At 41.7% G+C, this 18,760-nt stretch carries 15 protein-coding genes; 7 read left to right on the top strand and 8 right to left on the bottom strand.

Features of this window, described 5'->3' with window-relative positions; translation table 11 throughout:
* Window positions 1-296: 296 nt before the first annotated feature.
* The gene (locus tag BM043_RS16815) at window positions 297-926 is read left to right on the top strand and encodes an HAD family hydrolase (protein ID WP_092793784.1); all 630 of its coding nucleotides are present in this window, start codon (window positions 297-299) and stop codon (window positions 924-926) included.
* Window positions 919-2,031, top strand: a complete 1,113-nt coding sequence (locus tag BM043_RS16810) for a site-2 protease family protein (RefSeq protein ID WP_092793755.1) — start codon at window positions 919-921, stop codon at window positions 2,029-2,031. The genes BM043_RS16815 and BM043_RS16810 overlap by 8 nt, the downstream gene beginning before the upstream one ends.
* A 50-nt stretch (window positions 2,032-2,081) precedes the next feature.
* Here the strand turns inward: BM043_RS16810 and BM043_RS16805 are convergent, their stop codons facing one another.
* From BM043_RS16805 to BM043_RS16780, 6 genes are all read right to left on the bottom strand, one after another.
* Window positions 2,082-2,378 carry a rhodanese-like domain-containing protein gene (locus tag BM043_RS16805; protein WP_092793754.1) on the bottom strand — a complete coding sequence of 99 codons (297 nt, stop codon included), beginning with the start codon at window positions 2,376-2,378 and terminating at the stop codon, window positions 2,082-2,084.
* A gap of 2 nt (window positions 2,379-2,380) precedes the next feature.
* A complete protein-coding gene (locus BM043_RS16800; RefSeq protein ID WP_092793752.1) occupies window positions 2,381-4,195 on the bottom strand; it encodes a T9SS type A sorting domain-containing protein in 1,815 nt (604 codons plus the stop codon).
* 4 nt (window positions 4,196-4,199) lie between these two features.
* Window positions 4,200-4,859 carry a PASTA domain-containing protein gene (locus BM043_RS16795; protein WP_317042389.1) on the bottom strand — a complete coding sequence of 220 codons (660 nt, stop codon included), beginning with the start codon at window positions 4,857-4,859 and terminating at the stop codon, window positions 4,200-4,202.
* Between the two features lie 219 nt (window positions 4,860-5,078).
* A complete protein-coding gene (locus tag BM043_RS16790) occupies window positions 5,079-8,162 on the bottom strand; it encodes a M43 family zinc metalloprotease (RefSeq protein ID WP_245753068.1) in 3,084 nt (1,027 codons plus the stop codon).
* A 12-nt stretch (window positions 8,163-8,174) separates the two neighbouring features.
* Window positions 8,175-8,423, bottom strand: coding sequence for a NifU family protein (locus tag BM043_RS16785; protein WP_092793749.1), 249 nt, complete (start codon window positions 8,421-8,423; stop codon window positions 8,175-8,177).
* A gap of 14 nt (window positions 8,424-8,437) precedes the next feature.
* A complete protein-coding gene (locus tag BM043_RS16780) occupies window positions 8,438-9,532 on the bottom strand; it encodes an Mrp/NBP35 family ATP-binding protein (protein ID WP_092793747.1) in 1,095 nt (364 codons plus the stop codon).
* Window positions 9,533-9,695: 163 nt separating this feature from the next.
* Between BM043_RS16780 and dnaG the strand changes: the two genes are divergently transcribed.
* From dnaG to BM043_RS16755, 5 genes are all read left to right on the top strand, one after another.
* Entirely contained in the window at window positions 9,696-11,633 is a 1,938-nt protein-coding gene (gene dnaG / locus BM043_RS16775) for a DNA primase (RefSeq protein WP_092793746.1), read from the top strand.
* Window positions 11,634-11,702: 69 nt separating this feature from the next.
* Window positions 11,703-12,935, top strand: a complete 1,233-nt coding sequence (locus BM043_RS16770; protein WP_092793743.1) for a bifunctional 3,4-dihydroxy-2-butanone-4-phosphate synthase/GTP cyclohydrolase II — start codon at window positions 11,703-11,705, stop codon at window positions 12,933-12,935.
* Between the two features lie 73 nt (window positions 12,936-13,008).
* On the top strand, window positions 13,009-13,659 hold the full coding sequence (locus BM043_RS16765; protein WP_317042388.1) for a hypothetical protein: 651 nt from the start codon (window positions 13,009-13,011) through the stop codon (window positions 13,657-13,659).
* A complete protein-coding gene (gene surE / locus BM043_RS16760) occupies window positions 13,659-14,444 on the top strand; it encodes a 5'/3'-nucleotidase SurE (RefSeq protein ID WP_092793737.1) in 786 nt (261 codons plus the stop codon). The genes BM043_RS16765 and surE overlap by 1 nt, the downstream gene beginning before the upstream one ends.
* 135 nt (window positions 14,445-14,579) lie before the next feature.
* Window positions 14,580-16,502, top strand: a complete 1,923-nt coding sequence (locus BM043_RS16755) for an ATP-binding protein (protein WP_092793736.1) — start codon at window positions 14,580-14,582, stop codon at window positions 16,500-16,502.
* On the opposite strand, the gene BM043_RS16750 is transcribed toward BM043_RS16755, so the two are convergent.
* The gene (locus tag BM043_RS16750) at window positions 16,470-17,342 is read right to left on the bottom strand and encodes a type 2 periplasmic-binding domain-containing protein (protein WP_092793734.1); all 873 of its coding nucleotides are present in this window, start codon (window positions 17,340-17,342) and stop codon (window positions 16,470-16,472) included. The genes BM043_RS16755 and BM043_RS16750 overlap by 33 nt on opposite strands.
* Before the next feature lie 82 nt (window positions 17,343-17,424).
* Window positions 17,425-18,750, bottom strand: coding sequence for an MFS transporter (locus BM043_RS16745; RefSeq protein ID WP_245753067.1), 1,326 nt, complete (start codon window positions 18,748-18,750; stop codon window positions 17,425-17,427).
* Window positions 18,751-18,760 lie beyond the last annotated feature (10 nt).

Raw genomic sequence — 18,760 nt, 5'->3', positions numbered from 1 at the left:
TTACTTTCAAACTACCAGCGACCTACTGCCCCGATAGATCGGGGGAGTCAGTTGCTCTAACCGAATGAGTCCCGATCGGAATCGGGATCCGAAATAATCTTTACTTTCAAACTACCAGCGACCTACTGCCCCGATGGGTCGGGGAAGTCAGTTGCTAATTCGGTAAATTTCAAATGTTTTCAAAACCTCTAATTTGAATCAATTTGGATTGATTTTTATTAGCTATTTCACCCATATCTTGGTTTTGGGACTGCAATGTTACATATTTGAAGGGATATTCACAACCAATGTTTTCAATGAAAAAAACACCGGATGCAGATTTTTTAATCTTTGATTTAGGTAATGTCATCATCGACATCGATTACGATAAGGCCATTCGCTTGATAAAGAACGAATTGTCTGATTCGCACCATTCCAAAGTTGATCAGCTATATCGTACTCCCTTTCATTTTGATTATGAGCGTGGATTAATTGATTCCTTGACTTTTCGGGATGCCGTTCGGGATTACTTTGAGCAATCCTGGCCGGATGAAAAAGTAGATGAATTATGGAATAATTTATTGGGTAAAATCCCGGCTCACCGATTGGAATTAATTAAAAAGCTCAAGCAACACTTTCAGGTAGGAGTGCTCAGTAATACCAATTTGATTCATATCCATGCGGTAAATGACATCCTACTCAGAGATCATGGGCTTAAAAACTTTGATCCCATTTTTGATTGGGTGTTTTTTAGTCATGAAATGGGATTGGCTAAACCGCAAGCAGAGATTTATGAGAAAATGCTAACTGACCTAGGAACCTCATCTGATCGGGTTGTTTTCTTTGATGATTTACCTGCTAATATTAAAGGAGCTGCTGATTTGGGCATTCATGCGGTTCATGTGACAGGGCCTAATGTGATTTTTGATTTTTTTAAAGATGTATAAGCCGAAGGAATACCTCGTTCATGGTCTTTTTTTTATTCTTACATTGATTACAACCACATTAGCAGGAGGGGAATGGGTGTATGGAAAATCAATCATAGCCGAGGGAGAAGATTTTCTTACCTGGGAATTTTTTTTAAAATCAACAGCATTTTCTATTCCCTTCATTGGTATTCTTTTGGTACATGAACTGGGTCATTTATTTACCTCTTTTTATCATAAAGTGAAATGCTCTTTGCCCCTTTTTATTCCAGGCTGGCTCGGATTTTTGGGAGGTGCACCTTCTCTGGGGACTTTCGGTGCGGTTATCCGAATGAAAAGTTTTGTCAATTCACGTAAAAAGTTTTTTGACATTGGTGTGGCAGGACCTTTGGCGGGGTTTATTCTTGCAGTCGGTGTATTAGCCTATGGCTTTCTTACTTTGCCACCAGCCGATTACATTTATGAAATTCATCCTGAATATGCAGATCCTGATTTTGAAGGATATGGTGAGGATGTCTTAGATTTCAGACTGGGAAATAATTTACTTTTTGAACTGATGGGTAATTTTTTAGCAGATCCTGAACGCATTCCCGAAATGTCAGAAGTGATTCATTATCCCTTCTTATTTGCAGGGTACTTGGCATTGTTTTTCACTGCATTAAACCTATTACCGATCGGTCAGCTAGATGGTGGACACGTGATTTTTGGGTTGTTTCCAAAGCGTCATACAGAGATTTCCTTGGTGGTATTTACCCTGTTTTTAGGTTATGCTGGATTAGGAATGATTAGCCCGTATATGCCTTTTGAAGAGCTCATCATCTGGATACCATTTTATTTGGCATTTTTATTCTTTTGCTATCAACGCTCGGGGTTGGAGCTTCAAACAAGATTGACCATAATCCTGACAATGTCCGCAGTCCAATACGCGATTTCTTACCTAAAGCCGGATTGGCAAGGCTATCAAGGATGGTTGCTTTTCGGGTTTTTACTGGGAAGAATAATGGGTCTCAGACATCCCGAAGTAAGTGGTTTTCGAGAATTGGATACCCGGCGAAAAGTGATTGGTTGGTTAGCAATTCTAATTTTTGCCCTGTGCTTTTCTCCAAGACCTTTTATTTTTGACTAAAAAAGCGAGCCATATGACTCGCTTAATCTAAATGACGGGTTGTGCCTGGATCAAAGATCCCGATAGGCCATAATTCCGCCAAGCACATTTCTCACCTTGGAAAATCCTTTCGATTCTAGAAATTTCTTCGCATTTCCGCTTCTGGCACCGCTGCGGCAATGGATGATGATTTCCTCATTTTTATATTGTTCGAGTTCGTCCAATTGATGGGGAAGATCACCGAGCGGGATATTCTTGGCCCCTAGGTTATCGTCTTCGTATTCCCATTCTTCCCTGACGTCGAGAAAAAGGAATTGATCTTTTTTTTCAAGCCTTTCTTTTAGCTCATTTACGTTAATATCTTCCATAATTAGTTAACCAATATTCTTTTTGTTTTCAAACCTAACGGGGTCATAACATGCAAAACATAAATCCCCGATTTCTGTCCGGTAAAATTAATAATTTCTCCTGATGACGTTTCCTCACGAGGAGCTAAAATTTCCCGACCAAAGGAATCATAGATTTTGGTGTAAAGGATTTCTGCCTCCACTCTTAGAATAGAGTTGACCGGATTGGGATAGATGGTCAAGTCAGATTCAGGATTTTCAGCATTGTCAAAAGGGGGATCAGGACTGAGATGTGGTCGAACCATCAAAGCGCCAGATACCTCTTCGTTTTGTGCCCATGCACCACTTACATTGTAAAAGATCTCCTGTCTCTGGTCATTAGTTTTATCCAGCCCGACGTGAATAAAATCATTGGTAAATTGAGCAAAACCCACATAAAATTCTCCATTCAATCTAATATTTGTGTCCAACGGAAAATAAGACAAGGAATCTGATCCAGAAAGCGCAGGAATCAAACCTTCGCTTCGATAAACAGGGGCTTCATCCAAATCCTCATACACCAAAATATCAATCGGTAGATTAGCTTGAATGGTATTGGTGAATTTTATCGAAATTCCTGTGATAAATGCCTCCCCCGGAATTTCATAACGAACCACCAATTCACCTGATCGTTGATTGATTCCTGCCGCATAATCTGGATTTCCGGTGTCATAGGCCAGGTAATCGTGTATTGGAAAAAAGCTTCTAACCGTATCGTTTACCCTAAAATCGATGTGAGAATAAAAGGTGCTGTCCGTTTCATCTATGGTGAAAAACTCCCGATCTCCGGTAGTCAAATAAGACAGAATTTCTATGTTACCTTCATTTTCAAGTGAGGGGATTTCGGTCAATTCTTGACTGGAAAAAGCTCTTCGTTCCAGCGCATTGGGGACAGGATTAAAAGGAGTGTTTTGATTGATTGGGATTAGACTTTGGTCTTGGCCAAAAAATATGGAATATTCCATCGCCCGAAATCGATTTTCTAAATTATTGAATTCATTCCTGACTTGGGATAAATTTTCCGGTGAAAAGGATTCCAGCATAAATAGGGGTAAAGCTCCATATGGACCGATCAATAAATCATTGGGTTGGGTCAGGGCTCGATCCGAAACGGAAAAATTGGAGGATCCAGATTCTGGTGCCAATAAAATATAGTCAATTAACCAGGTGTCAAATGGACCAGAAAGCCGTGCTTCATTGAAAAACCGAAATTGAAAATTTTCATGTAGAAAATCAGATCCAATGGCGATTTTTTCACTACTGAACTGACTTGGGTCTTGCTCTCTGCCACCATTGACAGTCCATACGGTAGTCCATAAGCTATCAGCGTCCAAAAACTGCAAAATCAATCGATCATTTTCATCAGGAAGTTCGGCTTTGCCTCCCGCTTGCCAAAAGAAGCTCAACTCAGCCCCATCCTCCTCAAAAGCGGATAAATCAAACTCGCCAGATGTAATCATATCTGCGACACCCTGATCCCGGATTTCCCTAGAATAGGGGGTGCCGTTTTCATCACTTCCATCTAGAGCAATGACCCCTAAAGAAGGAGCATTGTTGCCCATGGTTTCGGAATATTGCGTTCCGTCAAAATTCCAAGCCAAGGTGTCGAGCCCTTGACTGAAGTCATCCCAAAAAGGAAATAGGTTTTCATTTTGGACTCTTCCGTTTTCTAAGCTAGCGGGTTGGACCTTGTACTTATTTTGGGGTAGGGCTTTAAATTCGACAAATTGGGCAAAAGCTTCTTGAGAACCAATCAGGAACAGAAGAATACTGCCAATATTGAAGAAAGTTTTATTCAAGTTTTTATTGATCTGAATTTTTTGAAATCCATAAATCCACTAATTCACCGGTTTTCACTTGAGCCTTATCCTTGGGATTTTGTCTAAAAACAAAACCCTCGGGAATAGTGTCGTTTTGTTCATAATACTTCTGGCCAATTCTCAATCCTGAACCCAGTATTAAAAACTCTGCATCTTCTTCATCCATTCCCACAAAATCAGGAACATTCAAAATCTGGTTGCCAAGTCCATCACCAACGACTAGATCAATTTTGGCCCCTTTTGGCACTTCAAAACCTTCCTCTACTTCTACACCACGGTATTTTTGCTCCAAGACTGCATTAATTGCGATATCTGGCACATAAACGAGTTCGCCTCTTACTAAACCAATATTTGCCAGAATTTCTTGGGCATTTTTAAGCTGTAGATTTACCAAATTTGGCATCTTGATTAATGGCGCATTTCGAGCATTTAGGGTAAGATAGATTTTTCGACCGTTTTTCACTTGCTCTTCAGGAGGCGGGATTTGTTTGATGACTGCTAAGGGTGCCTCATCTGTACTAAAGGCCGAATCGGGCGAAACCTCATAATTCAAGCCGTTGGTTTCAAGGATTTCGATACTTTCATCAAAAGTATATCCCTCGAGATTTGGGACAGAGACAGTTTCGCCGTGATTAGTATACATCGGCAGGTAAATTTTCAAAAACATAAATCCCAAAAGGATTGAGATTAAAATAATAATCGAAAGATTCAGCAGAATTTTTTTCAAGGAGTAACTAGGTGAGCTCATGAATACAAATACAATAAGTAAAGATAGTCGGAAATCGGAAGTCCCCAAACGGGAAAATTAAATCAATTCTTGGCAAAAAATAAGCCGAAGTTTTCTGCTTCGGCTTAAATTTCCTTATCTCAGAATGACTCGTTGTGTTTCAGTTAGTGTAAGACTGGTGATTTTCACGATATAAAGCCCCGGTTTAAAGATATCTCGGCTAAAGGTATACGTCTGATTCAAAGTAGCTGGGTAGTTTACCTCATGTACGATAGCACCTGTGCTCGAAATTATCTGGATATTTACTTCCTGATAGCTGGGAAGATTAAAGGCAACATTGAAATAATCAGTAGCCGGATTGGGATAGATTAGGGCCATGCCATCTCCAGGAATCACCGGGTCTGGATCTGCGCTCAGGAAGAGTTCTAAATTGTCCACATATATTGGATCATTGTCCACATCCCCTTGGTCAATTACAAAAGCCACCCTTACTTCAGAAAATTGATCTCCAGTAAAATCAGTCAGATTAATGTAATTCCTGTTAAAATCTTCCGGATTATTGGGGTTGGCCGCTCCGGCATTCACAGTGCTGATTTTCGCACCGTTGAGTCGATAGATTTCTTCGTAATTGTCTCCGGCATCTTGGCTGGCAAGCAAGCGGAGCCTCGTCTCTGGACTTACTTGTCCTGCAGCAATGTCAAAAAACAAGCTGGCCTGAATCTCATTGCTCAAATCAAAAATAGGTGAACCCAGCCAATACGATTCGTCTGATTCCATTTGTCTCAGTTCCAGAGCATTGTTTGGCGAGGAAGATCCGCTGAGGGAGATCACTTCCCATGCCCGACTATCTGACTCTGGATTTAAGCTGGTCCAAGGTCCCAAGCTAGCGGAAGGATTAAAGTTTTGCCTCCAAGGAACTGCTACTTCCTCTTCATTTTCAATAATATATCGAGTCAGTGAACTCTCACTTCCTGGGTTTTGATCGAAGTTTGGTAAAATTATCCTGTAATCGATTCTATTTTTCCCTTCTCTAGTCGTATTGGTGCCATTTAGGGTGAAAGTCTCACCCGGATTTACAGATCCGCCGGTTGCTAAGAAACTCGCCTCGCTACCATTGTTGGTGATTTTTGACAAGACTAAGCTTGTGATAGGCAAATTTCCTGTGTTTGTGACACGGAGAGATTCGCTGGTGTATCGTCCGTCAGAAATAGGACTCGGTACGATAAGCTCATCGAGTGTGAGTTCATAGTTGAATTCTTCCCGATCCAAGATTCTGATATTTTTGAGGAAAATGTTATTTCCGTAAGAATTTTGGGTAATGATTGAAATCCTTACTTTTCCCAAAGAAGCAAAATCAGAAAGGTTTACTAATTCAGTTCTGAACTGGGAATTATTAGTAGGAAAAAACTCTTCCAAGCTCGGAGACACGGTGGACAAGGATTGACCACTTTTTTGATATCGAGCTGTAGGCAAGTCAAAAGTATTACCACAATCATCCGAGATCGACACAAACAAGGCATCTTGAAAGCCAGCTTGGTCGTAGGTCGAATGTGCCATTTCAAAAACCAGCTGTGCATTGGGGTATTTGGTTAAATCAATGACTGGACTAATCAAAAAGTCAAGCTCACCTTGTGCTTCGTATTCAAAATGCCGGATATAAAACAGGTCTTGGGATTCTCCGGAAACAGTTTGTGTAATGGGTTCCCATCCAAAACCTCCATCAGGATTTTCATTGATCCAACTGTCCGGAAGATCATTTCCAGTAATACTTACAGGAAGATTGACTTCTTCCTGTAGTTGGGGATTCGAGTTTAGCCTGTTGTTGTCTGGATTTTGATCTTCTCGATTATTAATAGATATCAACCGAAACTCTACCTCATTTTGACTTTCTAGGAGTTCAAAGTTTTGGAATTCGAGAATCTGACTTTGCCCGGTTTCAAGCTCGAAAGAAAAACTTTTAGATTCTAAAACAGCATTGTTTCTTCTCAACTCAATCTCGGCAGAGGTCAAGGTCTCATTTCCGGCATTTGTTACCTCTATCGCCGGCATGACTGTAGCATTACAAGCAAAGTCACCCGGTGAAATTAATCGGGTCAGTGAAAGATCAAAATCTGCTAAATCTGGTTCTTCTGTGGCAAAATTATTAACCAGGTTTACCCTTCTTGGGCTATTTTCCAGTATGACATTAAAACGCTCCACTTGCCCGAGGGTAAATAAATTCATGCAGGCGTCGGGAGTATAATCCATGTAGTTTTGGATCATATCATCCGATCCACAACTGAATCGAGACACTCCTTCAGTACAGGAGTTGTTAGAATTATCCTGCCGTGGAGTGTCTTCCACAAAATCATCCACGTCACAGCCTCCGTCTCCCCAAATATGTCTCAATCCTAAAAAGTGTCCAACTTCATGCGTGGCAGTTCTACCTCTTGAAGCACTGATTGCACTTCCTCCGCTGCCAAAAAAACGATAATCGATAGTAACTCCATCTGCTGTGGCCGAGGTAGGAGAAAAGTTAAGCCCAGGTAAATCAGAAATAGGAAATGAAGCATATCCAATAAAAGGCTGGTCCAAGGGTACCACCCATACATTCATGTAAATCTCTGGGTCCCATTGAGAAGTTTGCCCGATCAAAATAGCATCATCAGGGCTATATGAGTTTTTAGGACCTTGAGTTCGTACTATTCCATTGGTTGGGATGCCATTGGCGTCTCTCTTGGCCAAAACAAATTCAATATGGCTATCAGCAGCAACTGGCTGAAACATTTCTGGAGTTAGGAGAGTATCCGAATTTTGCCTACGGAAATCTTCATTTAAAATTCGGATTTGGGCTTCGATCTGCGAGAGGGGGATATTGGTTCCTTGACCGATTTCTTCGCCGCGATGGATGACATGAACGACCACTGGGATTTTTCTGACCTCATTTTGGGTTCTTGAGAGAATTTGAGGCTGAGATCGTCTTTTTTCGATTTCAGCTTCCATCCAATTTTCCAAAAAGTCCCGAGTGCCAAAATAGCCCAGGTCTTTTTCCATCATTTTTTCAATAATTCCATGCCCGCATTTTTCATCATGATCATGTCCCAGTTGTTTACCTCCAATCCCTGAATAATCTTCTAGCGGTTTCAGTTCAAAAGTCTGCGAAAAGCTAAGGGTAGATGCAAAAAAAGCTCCAAAGAGGAGCAAAATAGCTTTTTGGGAAAAGCGGGAAAATCTGGTCATGAAAAGAAAAGGTTAAACAATAGTCAGGTTCACGGCCTCAACCCGAGTGATTTCCGGGATGGCTCTTTTGATGGCTTCCTCTACTCCAGCCTTGAGGGTCATCGAGGACATCGGGCAGGAGCCACAATTTCCAAGCATTTCTATCTTCAAAACATTATCTTCGGTTAATTCCACTATGCGCACATTTCCACCGTCAGCCTCTAAATAGGGTCTGATGGTATCCAAAGCAAATTCTATTTGTTCTCTTAATTCAGTTTGCATTTCTATATAGGGTATTATGCTTTAATTTCTACGATTTCTGTCTTTTTTGCCGACGCGTTTCTAATGGCAATTTGGCGGGCTACGGATTCTGCTAATTCCATATACGCAGTCTTGGTTAATCCGTTCTTCAATACTGCCGGAAATCCCGTATCTCCACTTTCCCGGATACTCTGAACGATCGGAACTTCCCCAAGGAAAGGCACTTGGTACTTTTCAGCTAATTTTCTGCCCCCTTCTTTTCCAAATAAATAATATTTGTTATCAGGTAGTTCTTCAGGTGTAAAGTAAGCCATATTTTCTATAACACCTAAAACGGGAACATTAATTTGCGGCTGCTTAAACATCGAAAGTCCCTTGCTGGCATCGGCCAAGGCTACTTTTTGAGGTGTAGTGACAATCACAGCACCAGTCACCGGGACGGTCTGCACCATCGTCAAATGAATATCTGAAGTACCCGGAGGTAAGTCAATAAATAGATAATCCAACTCTCCCCACTCGACATCCGAAATAAACTGCCGAAGAGCAGAACTGGCCATGGGGCCTCGCCAAACGACAGCCGAATCACTTGGAGTTAGAAAACCAATAGACATCAATTTCACCCCATACTGCATGATGGGGATGATGACATTCTTATCCCCCACCTTTTTGACTGAGGGCTGCTCACCCTCCACATTAAACATGGTAGGGATAGAAGGTCCCGAAATATCTGCATCAATCAAACCTACCTTTGCACCGGTCTCAGCCAGTGAAACAGCCAAATTTACCGCCGTGGTGGATTTTCCCACTCCGCCTTTTCCGGAGGCAATGGCTATAATATTTTTTACCTGAGGCAAAATCGGCGTAGCATCTCTTACTGTGGTGACTTGCGATGTCATGGTGATTTCTACCTCGATTTCCTTCCCAAAATCTTCCTCCAAAGCTTCCAAACAATTGTTTTTGATCACTTCCTTGAGCGGGCAAGCGGGAGTGGTCAGGACTACTTTAAATTGAACTTTATTTCCAGAAATGGCAATTCCTTGGATCATTCCCAGACTCACCAAATCTCTTTTCAGATCGGGGTCTTCCACTCGGGAGAGGGATTTCAACAAGGATTCTTTGGTGATTTGCATGTGAAGGGTTCTAATTTTTTTCGCAAGTTAGTGCTTAGACTTTGCTTTGTAAAACTTCGGCTGATTTCTGCCTTTGTTTTTAAACTTCCCAATTGGCCAAATAGTTCTTGATTTTGATAGGCTAATTGGGAGTGTACATTAACTTTGTCGTAATTGTGCAGCCATGAGTATAAGTAAATTCACCTCGGACAAAGTAAAGGAAAGAATGGATATCGAGGAGGTAGTAGGAGACTATGTGCCCCTCAAAAAAAAGGGCCAGAATCTCTGGGCCTGTTGTCCCTTTCATGGGGAAAAAACACCCTCTTTTTCCATTTCTCCGGCTAAGCAGATCTACAAATGCTTTGGCTGTGGAAAAGCCGGTGATCCCATCCAGTTTATCATGGATATTGAGGGGATTGGATTTCAGGAAGCCATTCGCCATTTGGCGGGAAAATACGGAATCGAGGTCGAAGAAGACGAAGCCCGAACTCCAGAACAGGAACAAGCTCAAAGTGAGCGAGAAAGCTTATTGATTGCTTTGGGTTTTGCCCGTGATTTTTTTGTCAAGAATCTCAATACTCCAGAAGGGAAATCCATCGGGCTGAGTTACTTTAAAGAGCGCGGATTTTCGCCCGCAATCATTGAAAAATTTGACTTGGGTTTTGCCTTGGACGGCTGGGATAATTTGCTTAATGCTGCCAAAAAAGCAGGTTTTTCAGAGGAGATTTTGCTCAAGGCCGGACTTGTTTTGCAGAAGGAAGGTGATCCCAGCCGAATCTATGACCGCTTTAGAAACAGGGCGATATTTACGATTCATAATATTAGTGGAAAGCCCATTGCCTTCGGAGCTCGAATACTCACCAAGGATAAAAATCAACCTAAGTACATCAATTCTCCCGAAACCCCAGTTTACCACAAAAGCGATGTGCTGTATGGGATGTTTCAGGCCAAAAAAGCCATTCGAGATCTGGACAACTGTTATTTGGTAGAAGGTTACACCGATGTCGTTTCCATGCACTTGTCAGGGATCGAAAATGTGGTAGCATCCTCCGGAACTTCCTTGACAGAGGGTCAAATCAAATTGATCAAACGATTTACGGATCAAGTTACCGTGCTTTACGATGGAGATGCTGCTGGGATCAAGGCATCTCTTCGGGGAATTGACCTTTTGCTCGAGGGTGGGCTCAATGTCAAAGCTGTGGTTTTTCCCGAAGGAGAGGATCCGGATAGTTATTCCAGAAAGGTTGGGACAGAAGCTTTTCAGACCTATCTGAAAGAACAAAGCAAGGATTTCATCGGGTTTAAAATCGGGCTTTTTAAAGGTGAATTTTCTCGCGATCCGATTCGAAAAGCCGAAGTGATCCGAGAGGTGATTTTAAGTATTGGAAAAATTCCCGATCCAATTGTCCGATCCGTTTATGCCAAAGAGGCTGGAGTTCTGCTCGATGTCGATGAGGAAATCATCCATGCCGAGCTGAATAAATCCCTGCTGAAATCCCAAAAAGATCAGTATTTCAAACAAAAAGAGGAACCGGAAGCTGATCGTCCTTTCGAGGAGTTTATTCCTTCCAAGGAGGAGATTTCAATTCATGAGATTTTAAGGCTGCAGGAGCGGGAAATGATCCGGCTTTTGGTCAATTATGGATGGGAAAAACTCGATGGGCAAGAAATGCATCTTTGCCAGTATTTACTGCAAGAAACAGAAGAATTAGAGTTTGAAACTCCCATTTATTCCAAGATTTTGAAAATGTATCGCTACAAACTGGCTCAAAAAGAGATTCCAGGAAAGGATTTTTTTAAAACTGTGGAGGATCTAGAAATCAAAAATGAAATCATCAATCTGATTACGCCAAGGCACGAGATATCGACCCACTGGGAAACTACTCATCAGATTTTGGTCAACAAAGAGGAGGATGACCTGACGCTGACAGGGTTTAGGACGATTCTCCGACTGAAGCGGAAATTTGTCCGAAAGATGATGGAAGAGGCCAAAGCGAAAATCAAAAATGCAGAAAATGAGCATCTTGGTGATGATCAGGTAATCGAATTTCAGGAACTTTATTTTGCCTTAAAAAAAGTTCAGATTGAGATTGATAAAGAATTGGGCATTGTCGTAGGCTGATAGCCAAACTTTCTTTGGCACCTAACTGTTTTAGAACCTAAAGCACTTAAATTTGTGCTTCAAATTTACATGAATTCTAACCCAAATCGAGTGGAAAATTACCAATTGGATTCAATAGAATCTGCTATTGAAGCAATCAAAAATGGAGAAGTAATCATTGTAGTCGATGATGAGGATCGTGAAAACGAGGGGGATTTTGTCTGTGCCGCCGAAAAAGTAACTCCAGAAATCATCAATTTCATGGCCACTCATGGGCGCGGACTGATTTGTGCGCCATTGATTGAGGATCGATGCGAAAAATTGGGACTCGAACTCATGGTCGGACAAAATACCGCGGCTTTTGAAACTCCCTTTACGGTTTCTGTGGATTTGATTGGGCATGGATGCACCACGGGGATTTCGGCTTCCGATCGTGCCAAAACCATCAAAGCTCTAGTGGATGACACCATAGATCCATCCGAGCTCGGGAAACCGGGGCACATTTTTCCTTTGAAAGCCAAAAGAGGAGGAGTCTTGAGGAGAGCTGGCCATACCGAAGCTGCGATAGATTTTTCACGTTTGGCTGGCCTTTCGCCTGCGGGAGTTTTGGTGGAGATCATGAATGAAGATGGGACGATGGCAAGACTTCCCGACTTGGTCGAAGTAGCCAAAAAATTTAATTTAAAACTCGTCTCCATTAAGGATCTTATAGCCTACCGGCTAAAAAATGAATCTTTGATCAAACGAGAAATCGGAGTCGAACTGCCCACCACTTGGGGAGATTTTGATTTGATTGCTTTCCGTCAAACCAATACGGACGAACTTCATTTAGCATTGATCAAAGGGACTTGGGAAAAAGATGAGCCAGTTTTGGTCCGTGTGCATTCTTCTTGTATGACTGGTGATATTTTTGGCAGTTGCCGATGCGATTGTGGTCCGCAGCTTCATGCAGCGATGGAGATGGTCGAGAAAGAAGGCAAAGGACTTGTATTATACATGAATCAAGAGGGGAGAGGAATTGGATTGATCAATAAACTCAAAGCCTACAAATTACAGGAAGAGGGAATGGATACCGTACAGGCCAATTTGGCTTTGGGGCTTCCCATGGACAGCAGAGATTATGGGGTAGGGGCACAGATCTTGAGAGATTTGGGTGTGGGTAAAATCCGCTTGATTTCTAATAATCCTCAAAAACGGGTTGGATTGATCGGTTATGGTTTGGAAATCGTAGATCAAGTGCCGATCGAAATTGCGCCAAATCCTCACAATGAAAAATATTTAAAGACAAAACGGGATAAAATGGGGCATACCATTCTCAAGTAATTCTACTTCAGATTGCCAATAGTTGAGTGGGCTAGCTTGTTAACCCGGATAGAAAAAATGCGTAAAATGTGTTATGAATAAGATTTTAAATCATACCCTTTTATCACTCGGCATGCTGTTGTTGGTGACAGCAGTTGCTTTTGGGCAAAATCAGTTTCCTTCACAGATTTGGCACAAAGGAAATATATACGGATCAGAAGGTCAGAATTACACCGGATTGGTTAAATATGATTTGGATAATAACCTAGTCCAACTTCAAACTGATCGAATCGAAACCTTTACTGCTTCCAATGTAGCCTACTTCGAAATATTTGATGAGGTCTATGGAGGCGTGAGAAAGTTTTACAGTTTACCTTATTCTCTCAATGGAGATTACGAAACGCCGATATTTTTTGAGGTCTTGACCGAAGGAGAAAATGTCGCGTTGCTCTGTAGAGAATATATCGCTACAGATTCCCGAAACATGGGTGCATGGGGTCCGATGAGTATGAATCCACTATGGGGTCCTCAGACTATGACTGGCTATCGACTCGCATTCAATTATTACTTTTTCAAGGATAATCAAATCCAGCGGTACAGTTTGAAAAAGAAAGATCTATTTTCCCTTCTTTCGGGATATGAAGATGAGATCAATCTTTTCATGCGAAAAAACCGGCTGGAACATGACAAGCGTGGCGACTTACTTCGCATCACTGCCTATTACAACGAACTGAACAACAACTAATGTCAAAACCGCTTATTCTCGTCTCCAATGACGATGGGATTACCTCCAAGGGAATCCGTGTGCTCGTGTCTATTATGAAAAAACTAGGCGAGGTAGTAGTCGTGGCACCTGACAGTCCGCAATCTGGAATGGGACATGCCATCACGATTGGAGAGACATTGAGGTTATACGAGGAGGAGATTTTTGACGGAGTGGTAGCTTACAAATCCAGTGGCACACCCGCAGACTGTGTCAAACTGGCCAAGCATTATGTGCTGAAGGACCGTACTCCGGATCTGGTAGTCAGTGGTATCAATCATGGATCAAATACCTCGATATCGGTTCTTTATTCAGGAACCATGTCGGCAGCTATTGAAGGTGCCTTAGAAGGTTTGCCGTCAATCGGTTTTAGTCTTTGCGACTTTTCATCCAAAGCAGATTTTTCTCATGTGGAAGTATGGGTCGAAAAAATCGCCAAGCAGGTTTTGGAAAATGGAATTCCGAAAGGAATAGCTTTGAATGTAAACTTTCCTCCAAAGCAAATCGAAGATATAAAGGGAATCAAAGTTTGTCGTCAAGCCGATGCAAAGTGGCAGGAGGAATTTGCAGAGCGATTTGATCCCAACGGGAGGAAATATTTCTGGATGGCAGGGAATTTTGTGAATTTTGACAAAGGAGAAGATAATGATGAGTGGGCGATAGCGAATAATTATGTTTCTATTGTTCCCTGTCAGTATGATTTGACAGCTCATCATGCGATCAAGCAAATGAACAAGGATTGGGATTGGGAAAGCCTTAAAAATTAAAAAGATGGATAAAAAAGCTTTTGATTGGATTTTTTTATAATTCATTTCATTGATTCTGTTTATTTTGCATTACCAAACAGCTTCCACTAGGTGAGAATCCTTATACAGAACTTATTCCTACTATTTTTCTTTTTTTTGCTATCTATTTCGGCCCAATCCCAGCAGCCAGATTTAGATAGTTTAAAAGAGGTATTGCCTAATGCGAGTGGTCAGGAGCGCGTGGACGTCCTAAATGAAATAGCTACCCAACTGCGGGAGATTTCTTCTCAGGAAGCAATGGATTTTTCTCTCGAGGCGGAAAAGCTTTCTCAGGAGCTCAATTACACTTACGGACTGTCCAAGTCCAAAGAAAATATCGGATGGATTTATTACCGTGGAGGTCAGTGGCAGCTCGCCTTTGATTTTTCGGAAGATGCCTACGAGTTGGCTTCCGAAATCCCAGATTCTAATCTTGCGGCCAGGATTTTGAACAATATGGGAGCCCTCTATTATGCCCAGCAAAATTACCAAATGGCGATCAATCAATTTAAGATGGCTTTTGAATTGGTTGAGGGTTCTGACGACCTATACACCCAAATCAGAAGCTTAAACAATGTCGCCTTTAATTTCATCCAAGTGGAGGAATATGATTCCGCCGTTTTCTATGCCAAGAAGGCCATCAATATCAACGAATCTTCGGGTTCTCCTTATTTGACTTCTTTTTCCAATCGGGTTCTCGGGGATGTTCATGTAGGTCGAGGACAATTTGACAGCGCAGTAGTTATTTTCGAAAAGTCTCTTCAGATGGCACGAGTTCAGGGAATCACCTCTTTTCAGGCAAGTGTGATGCACCGTCTGGGAAATGCCTATTTGCAATTAGGTGAGTTGGAAAAAGCCGAAAAAATACTGGAAGAAGGGATTGAGGTCTCCGAGGCAAACAATTACCGGGATGAACTATCCAAGTCCCATAAATATTTGTCTCAAGTCCATCAGCGTAGGGGTGATATTGATTTGGCTTACCAGCATTTAAATCAATACACCATCATAAATGATTCTTTAGTCGATCAAGCCAATCGGGATAGAATAGCCTTGATGCAGGGAATGTTTCAGGAAAATCTGGAAAAATCTGAATTGGAGTTGCTTAAGGCTCAAAATAAGAACCAAGCGGATAATTTATTATTTATCAACCGTATCGTCTGGCTTGTAAGTATAGCGGCGATCATTGTTTTGATCCTTGGATTGAGGCTTTATAAGTTGAATAGGAATGTCAAAAAGTACAATCAAGATCTGATCTTACAAAAGCAGAAAATCGCCGATCAAAATTCCGATTTGGAACAAAAATCCCTTCAACTTGAGAAAATCAATGAGACGAAAAATAAGTTGTTTTCCATCTTGGGACATGATCTACGGGGTCCAATCGGTTCGGTCAAAAGTTTAATTGATCTCACACTCGGAGGAGCAATTTCCCAGCAAGAATTCATGAGCATTCTCAAAACCCTAAAAAAGGATGTGGATTCTGTTCATTTTACCTTGACCAATACACTTAAATGGTCTCTGGCTCAAATGGAGGGATTTAGAGTAAACCCTACTTCAGTGAGCATGAACGAGGTAGTCCAAGGAATCATTCAGCTTTTAGCTCCTCAGATTCAGACTAAATCACTGCATATTTCCAATGAAATGCCAGCAGATGTAATTCTTTATCTTGATAGAGATTTGATCGAAGTGGTGGTAAGAAATATTTTAAGTAACGCTGTAAAGTTTTCCCCTGAGAGCGGCGAAATCCGTATTGTTTTTGAAACTGGCGAGAATGACCTGCTTTGGTGTGTTTCTGATCAGGGTAAAGGAATGTATCCGGAGGAGATTGAGCAAATTTTGGAGTCTGATTATTCCATTACACGTTCAAAACCAGGAACTCAACAAGAGAAGGGCTCTGGGCTGGGACTTCAAGTCTGCAAAGAATTTGTCCGAATGAGTAAGGGTAATCTCGGTATAGAATCAGAGCCTGGAAAAGGAACAAAAGTCTGCGTCAGTCTTCCTGCACACATTTTAAGGAATCATTCGGAGACGGTCAGTAGTTAAGCAATTTTCTAATGGAATGGGGGCTTTTAGGATTCCCAATCTCACCATTATTTCCATCGCTGATTCAAATTCGGAAATTGAAATTTCAGGAATTTGAGCCCAATTAGTTTGTGATAGCCAAGCTTTTACATCTTCTTCGGCTAGATGATAAGATGAAGAAATGGCCTTTACCGTTTCGGTAGAATTTTTCAGCGTTTTGCTTTTCTCATAGACTAAATCCCTCAGTTGAAATATAGTTTCCCCAAACTCATCCATGGCCTTCTCAGAGGCAATTATAGCAAAACAAGGCCAAGGGCTGGGGATTTCTCCTAGCCGATTTAGGAGTCCTTGATCTACATAGGGTTTGGTAGTGAATTTTTCCCAAAGAAAGAGGCCATCGGGATTTTTCTCAAAGGCAGAGAGAGCACCGTCCAAATTATCGACGATTTTATATTCGAGGGATTGGCTGGACCATTTTTCCCGCTCAGCCAATACCGAAGCCATCAAATGAGATCCCGAACCTTCCCGACTGATGAAAAAACTGGGACTCTTTACTTCGTCCAAGGAATTTATCTTGCTGTTTTTTCCAACATGAATTCCCCAGCATAATGGTGAATTAACATGGTATCCGATCATTTTCAAAGGTTTTTCTTCTTGAAAAGCCTTAAGAAAGCTCTCGGTAAGAATTATTCCTAGGTCAACTTCACCACTTGTGAGAGCATTAATCATTTGACCTGATCCCCGGCTTTCGTCCTGCCAGGATAGTGAGACTCCTTGATCCAATAGTGGTTGCTTATCCACGATAGATCTCCAGGGAAAATTAAAATGCTCAGGAACTCCTATGATTTTTAAGACTTTCATTTTGATCGATTAATGGGAATTTGAACTCGAATTTATCAATTTGATCCCATCCAAAAATCCTTTTTTGACCAAGGAATATCAATCAATCATGAGTGGCTCTTCTGTCCGTAATCAGCAAGGTAGAGAAACCCGCTAAAATCAGGAAAGTACCTGACAAAAGCATAGTGTTGATGACTTGGTCTCCAAAGATCAGTTTGTAGAGAAAATTTACCCCTCCAAGCGCTGCTACGATCTGGGGAATGACGATAAACATGTTGAAAATCCCCATGTAAACGCCCATTTTTCTTGGCTCTACCGAACTCGAAAGCATGGCATAAGGCATGGATAAAATACTTGCCCAGGCAATTCCTACCAAAGAAAAGCAAATGTGGAGCATCCACGGCTCAGGTATAAAATAGATCAGAATAAAGCCAATCCCACCCAAGATCAAACTGGATAAATGAAGTAGTCGCCGGTTGATTTTTATTCTACTTGCGATAAACGCCAAAATCAAGGCATAAAACATAGAGACCAAACCATACGTGCCCAGATAGTTTCCTACGCTATCAGCAGCATCATTGTAAGCAGCTGAAGTCGTATCGGTGGCTCCGAACACATGCTCCGTGATGGCCGGAGTCGCAAAACTCCACATGGTAAAGAATGCAAACCAAGAAAAAAACTGAACTATCCCCAGTTTTTTCATGACCGGGGGCATATTTGCGATATTTCCGATAATCTCTCTGAATCCTGCAAAAAAACCACGGCTGGCTTCCTTTTCCCGTTGAAAGTCTTCCAGATCTTCTGGAGGATATTCATCTGTAGTAAGAATGGTGTAAAGTATCGACCCAAACAAGACCACCGCCCCAATCCCAAAAGCATATTTTACCGAATCAGGAATGACTCCGGCAGCAGCGGTATTAGGAACTCCGAGCTGGGTCATCATCCAAGGCAAATTGGAGGCGATCCATGTCCCGATCCCAATGATTAAAGTCTGAACGACAAAACCATAAGATCGCTGAGCATCTGGCAACTTGTCCGCAACGAGCGCACGAAAAGGCTCCATACTGATATTGATCGAAGCATCTAAAATCCACAAAGAACCCGCAGCCATCCAAAGCGCAGATGAATATGGCGCAAAAAACAGGGCGATAGTACTCAAGACAGCTCCAATGAAAAAGAAAGGCTTCCGTCTTCCAAATTTAGGATGCCAAGTTCGATCACTGAGATATCCTACTATCGGCTGAACCAATAAACCAGTAAGAGGCGCCGCTATCCAAAGAAAAGGAATGGTGTCCTTATCCGCTCCCAAAGTCTGGAAGATACGAGACATAAAGCCTCCTTGTAAAGCAAAACCAAATTGGATTCCTAGAAAACCAAAACTCATATTCCAGATTTGCCAGAAGCTAAGTCTTTCTTTTTGTGGGGTCATGGGTTACGGT

It is taken from the genome of Algoriphagus hitonicola (assembly GCF_900113375.1).
Taxonomy (GTDB): Bacteria; Bacteroidota; Bacteroidia; order Cytophagales; family Cyclobacteriaceae; genus Algoriphagus; species Algoriphagus hitonicola.
The sequence above is the reverse complement of the archived record's forward strand: the minus strand, read 5'-3'. Positions and strand labels throughout refer to the sequence as shown.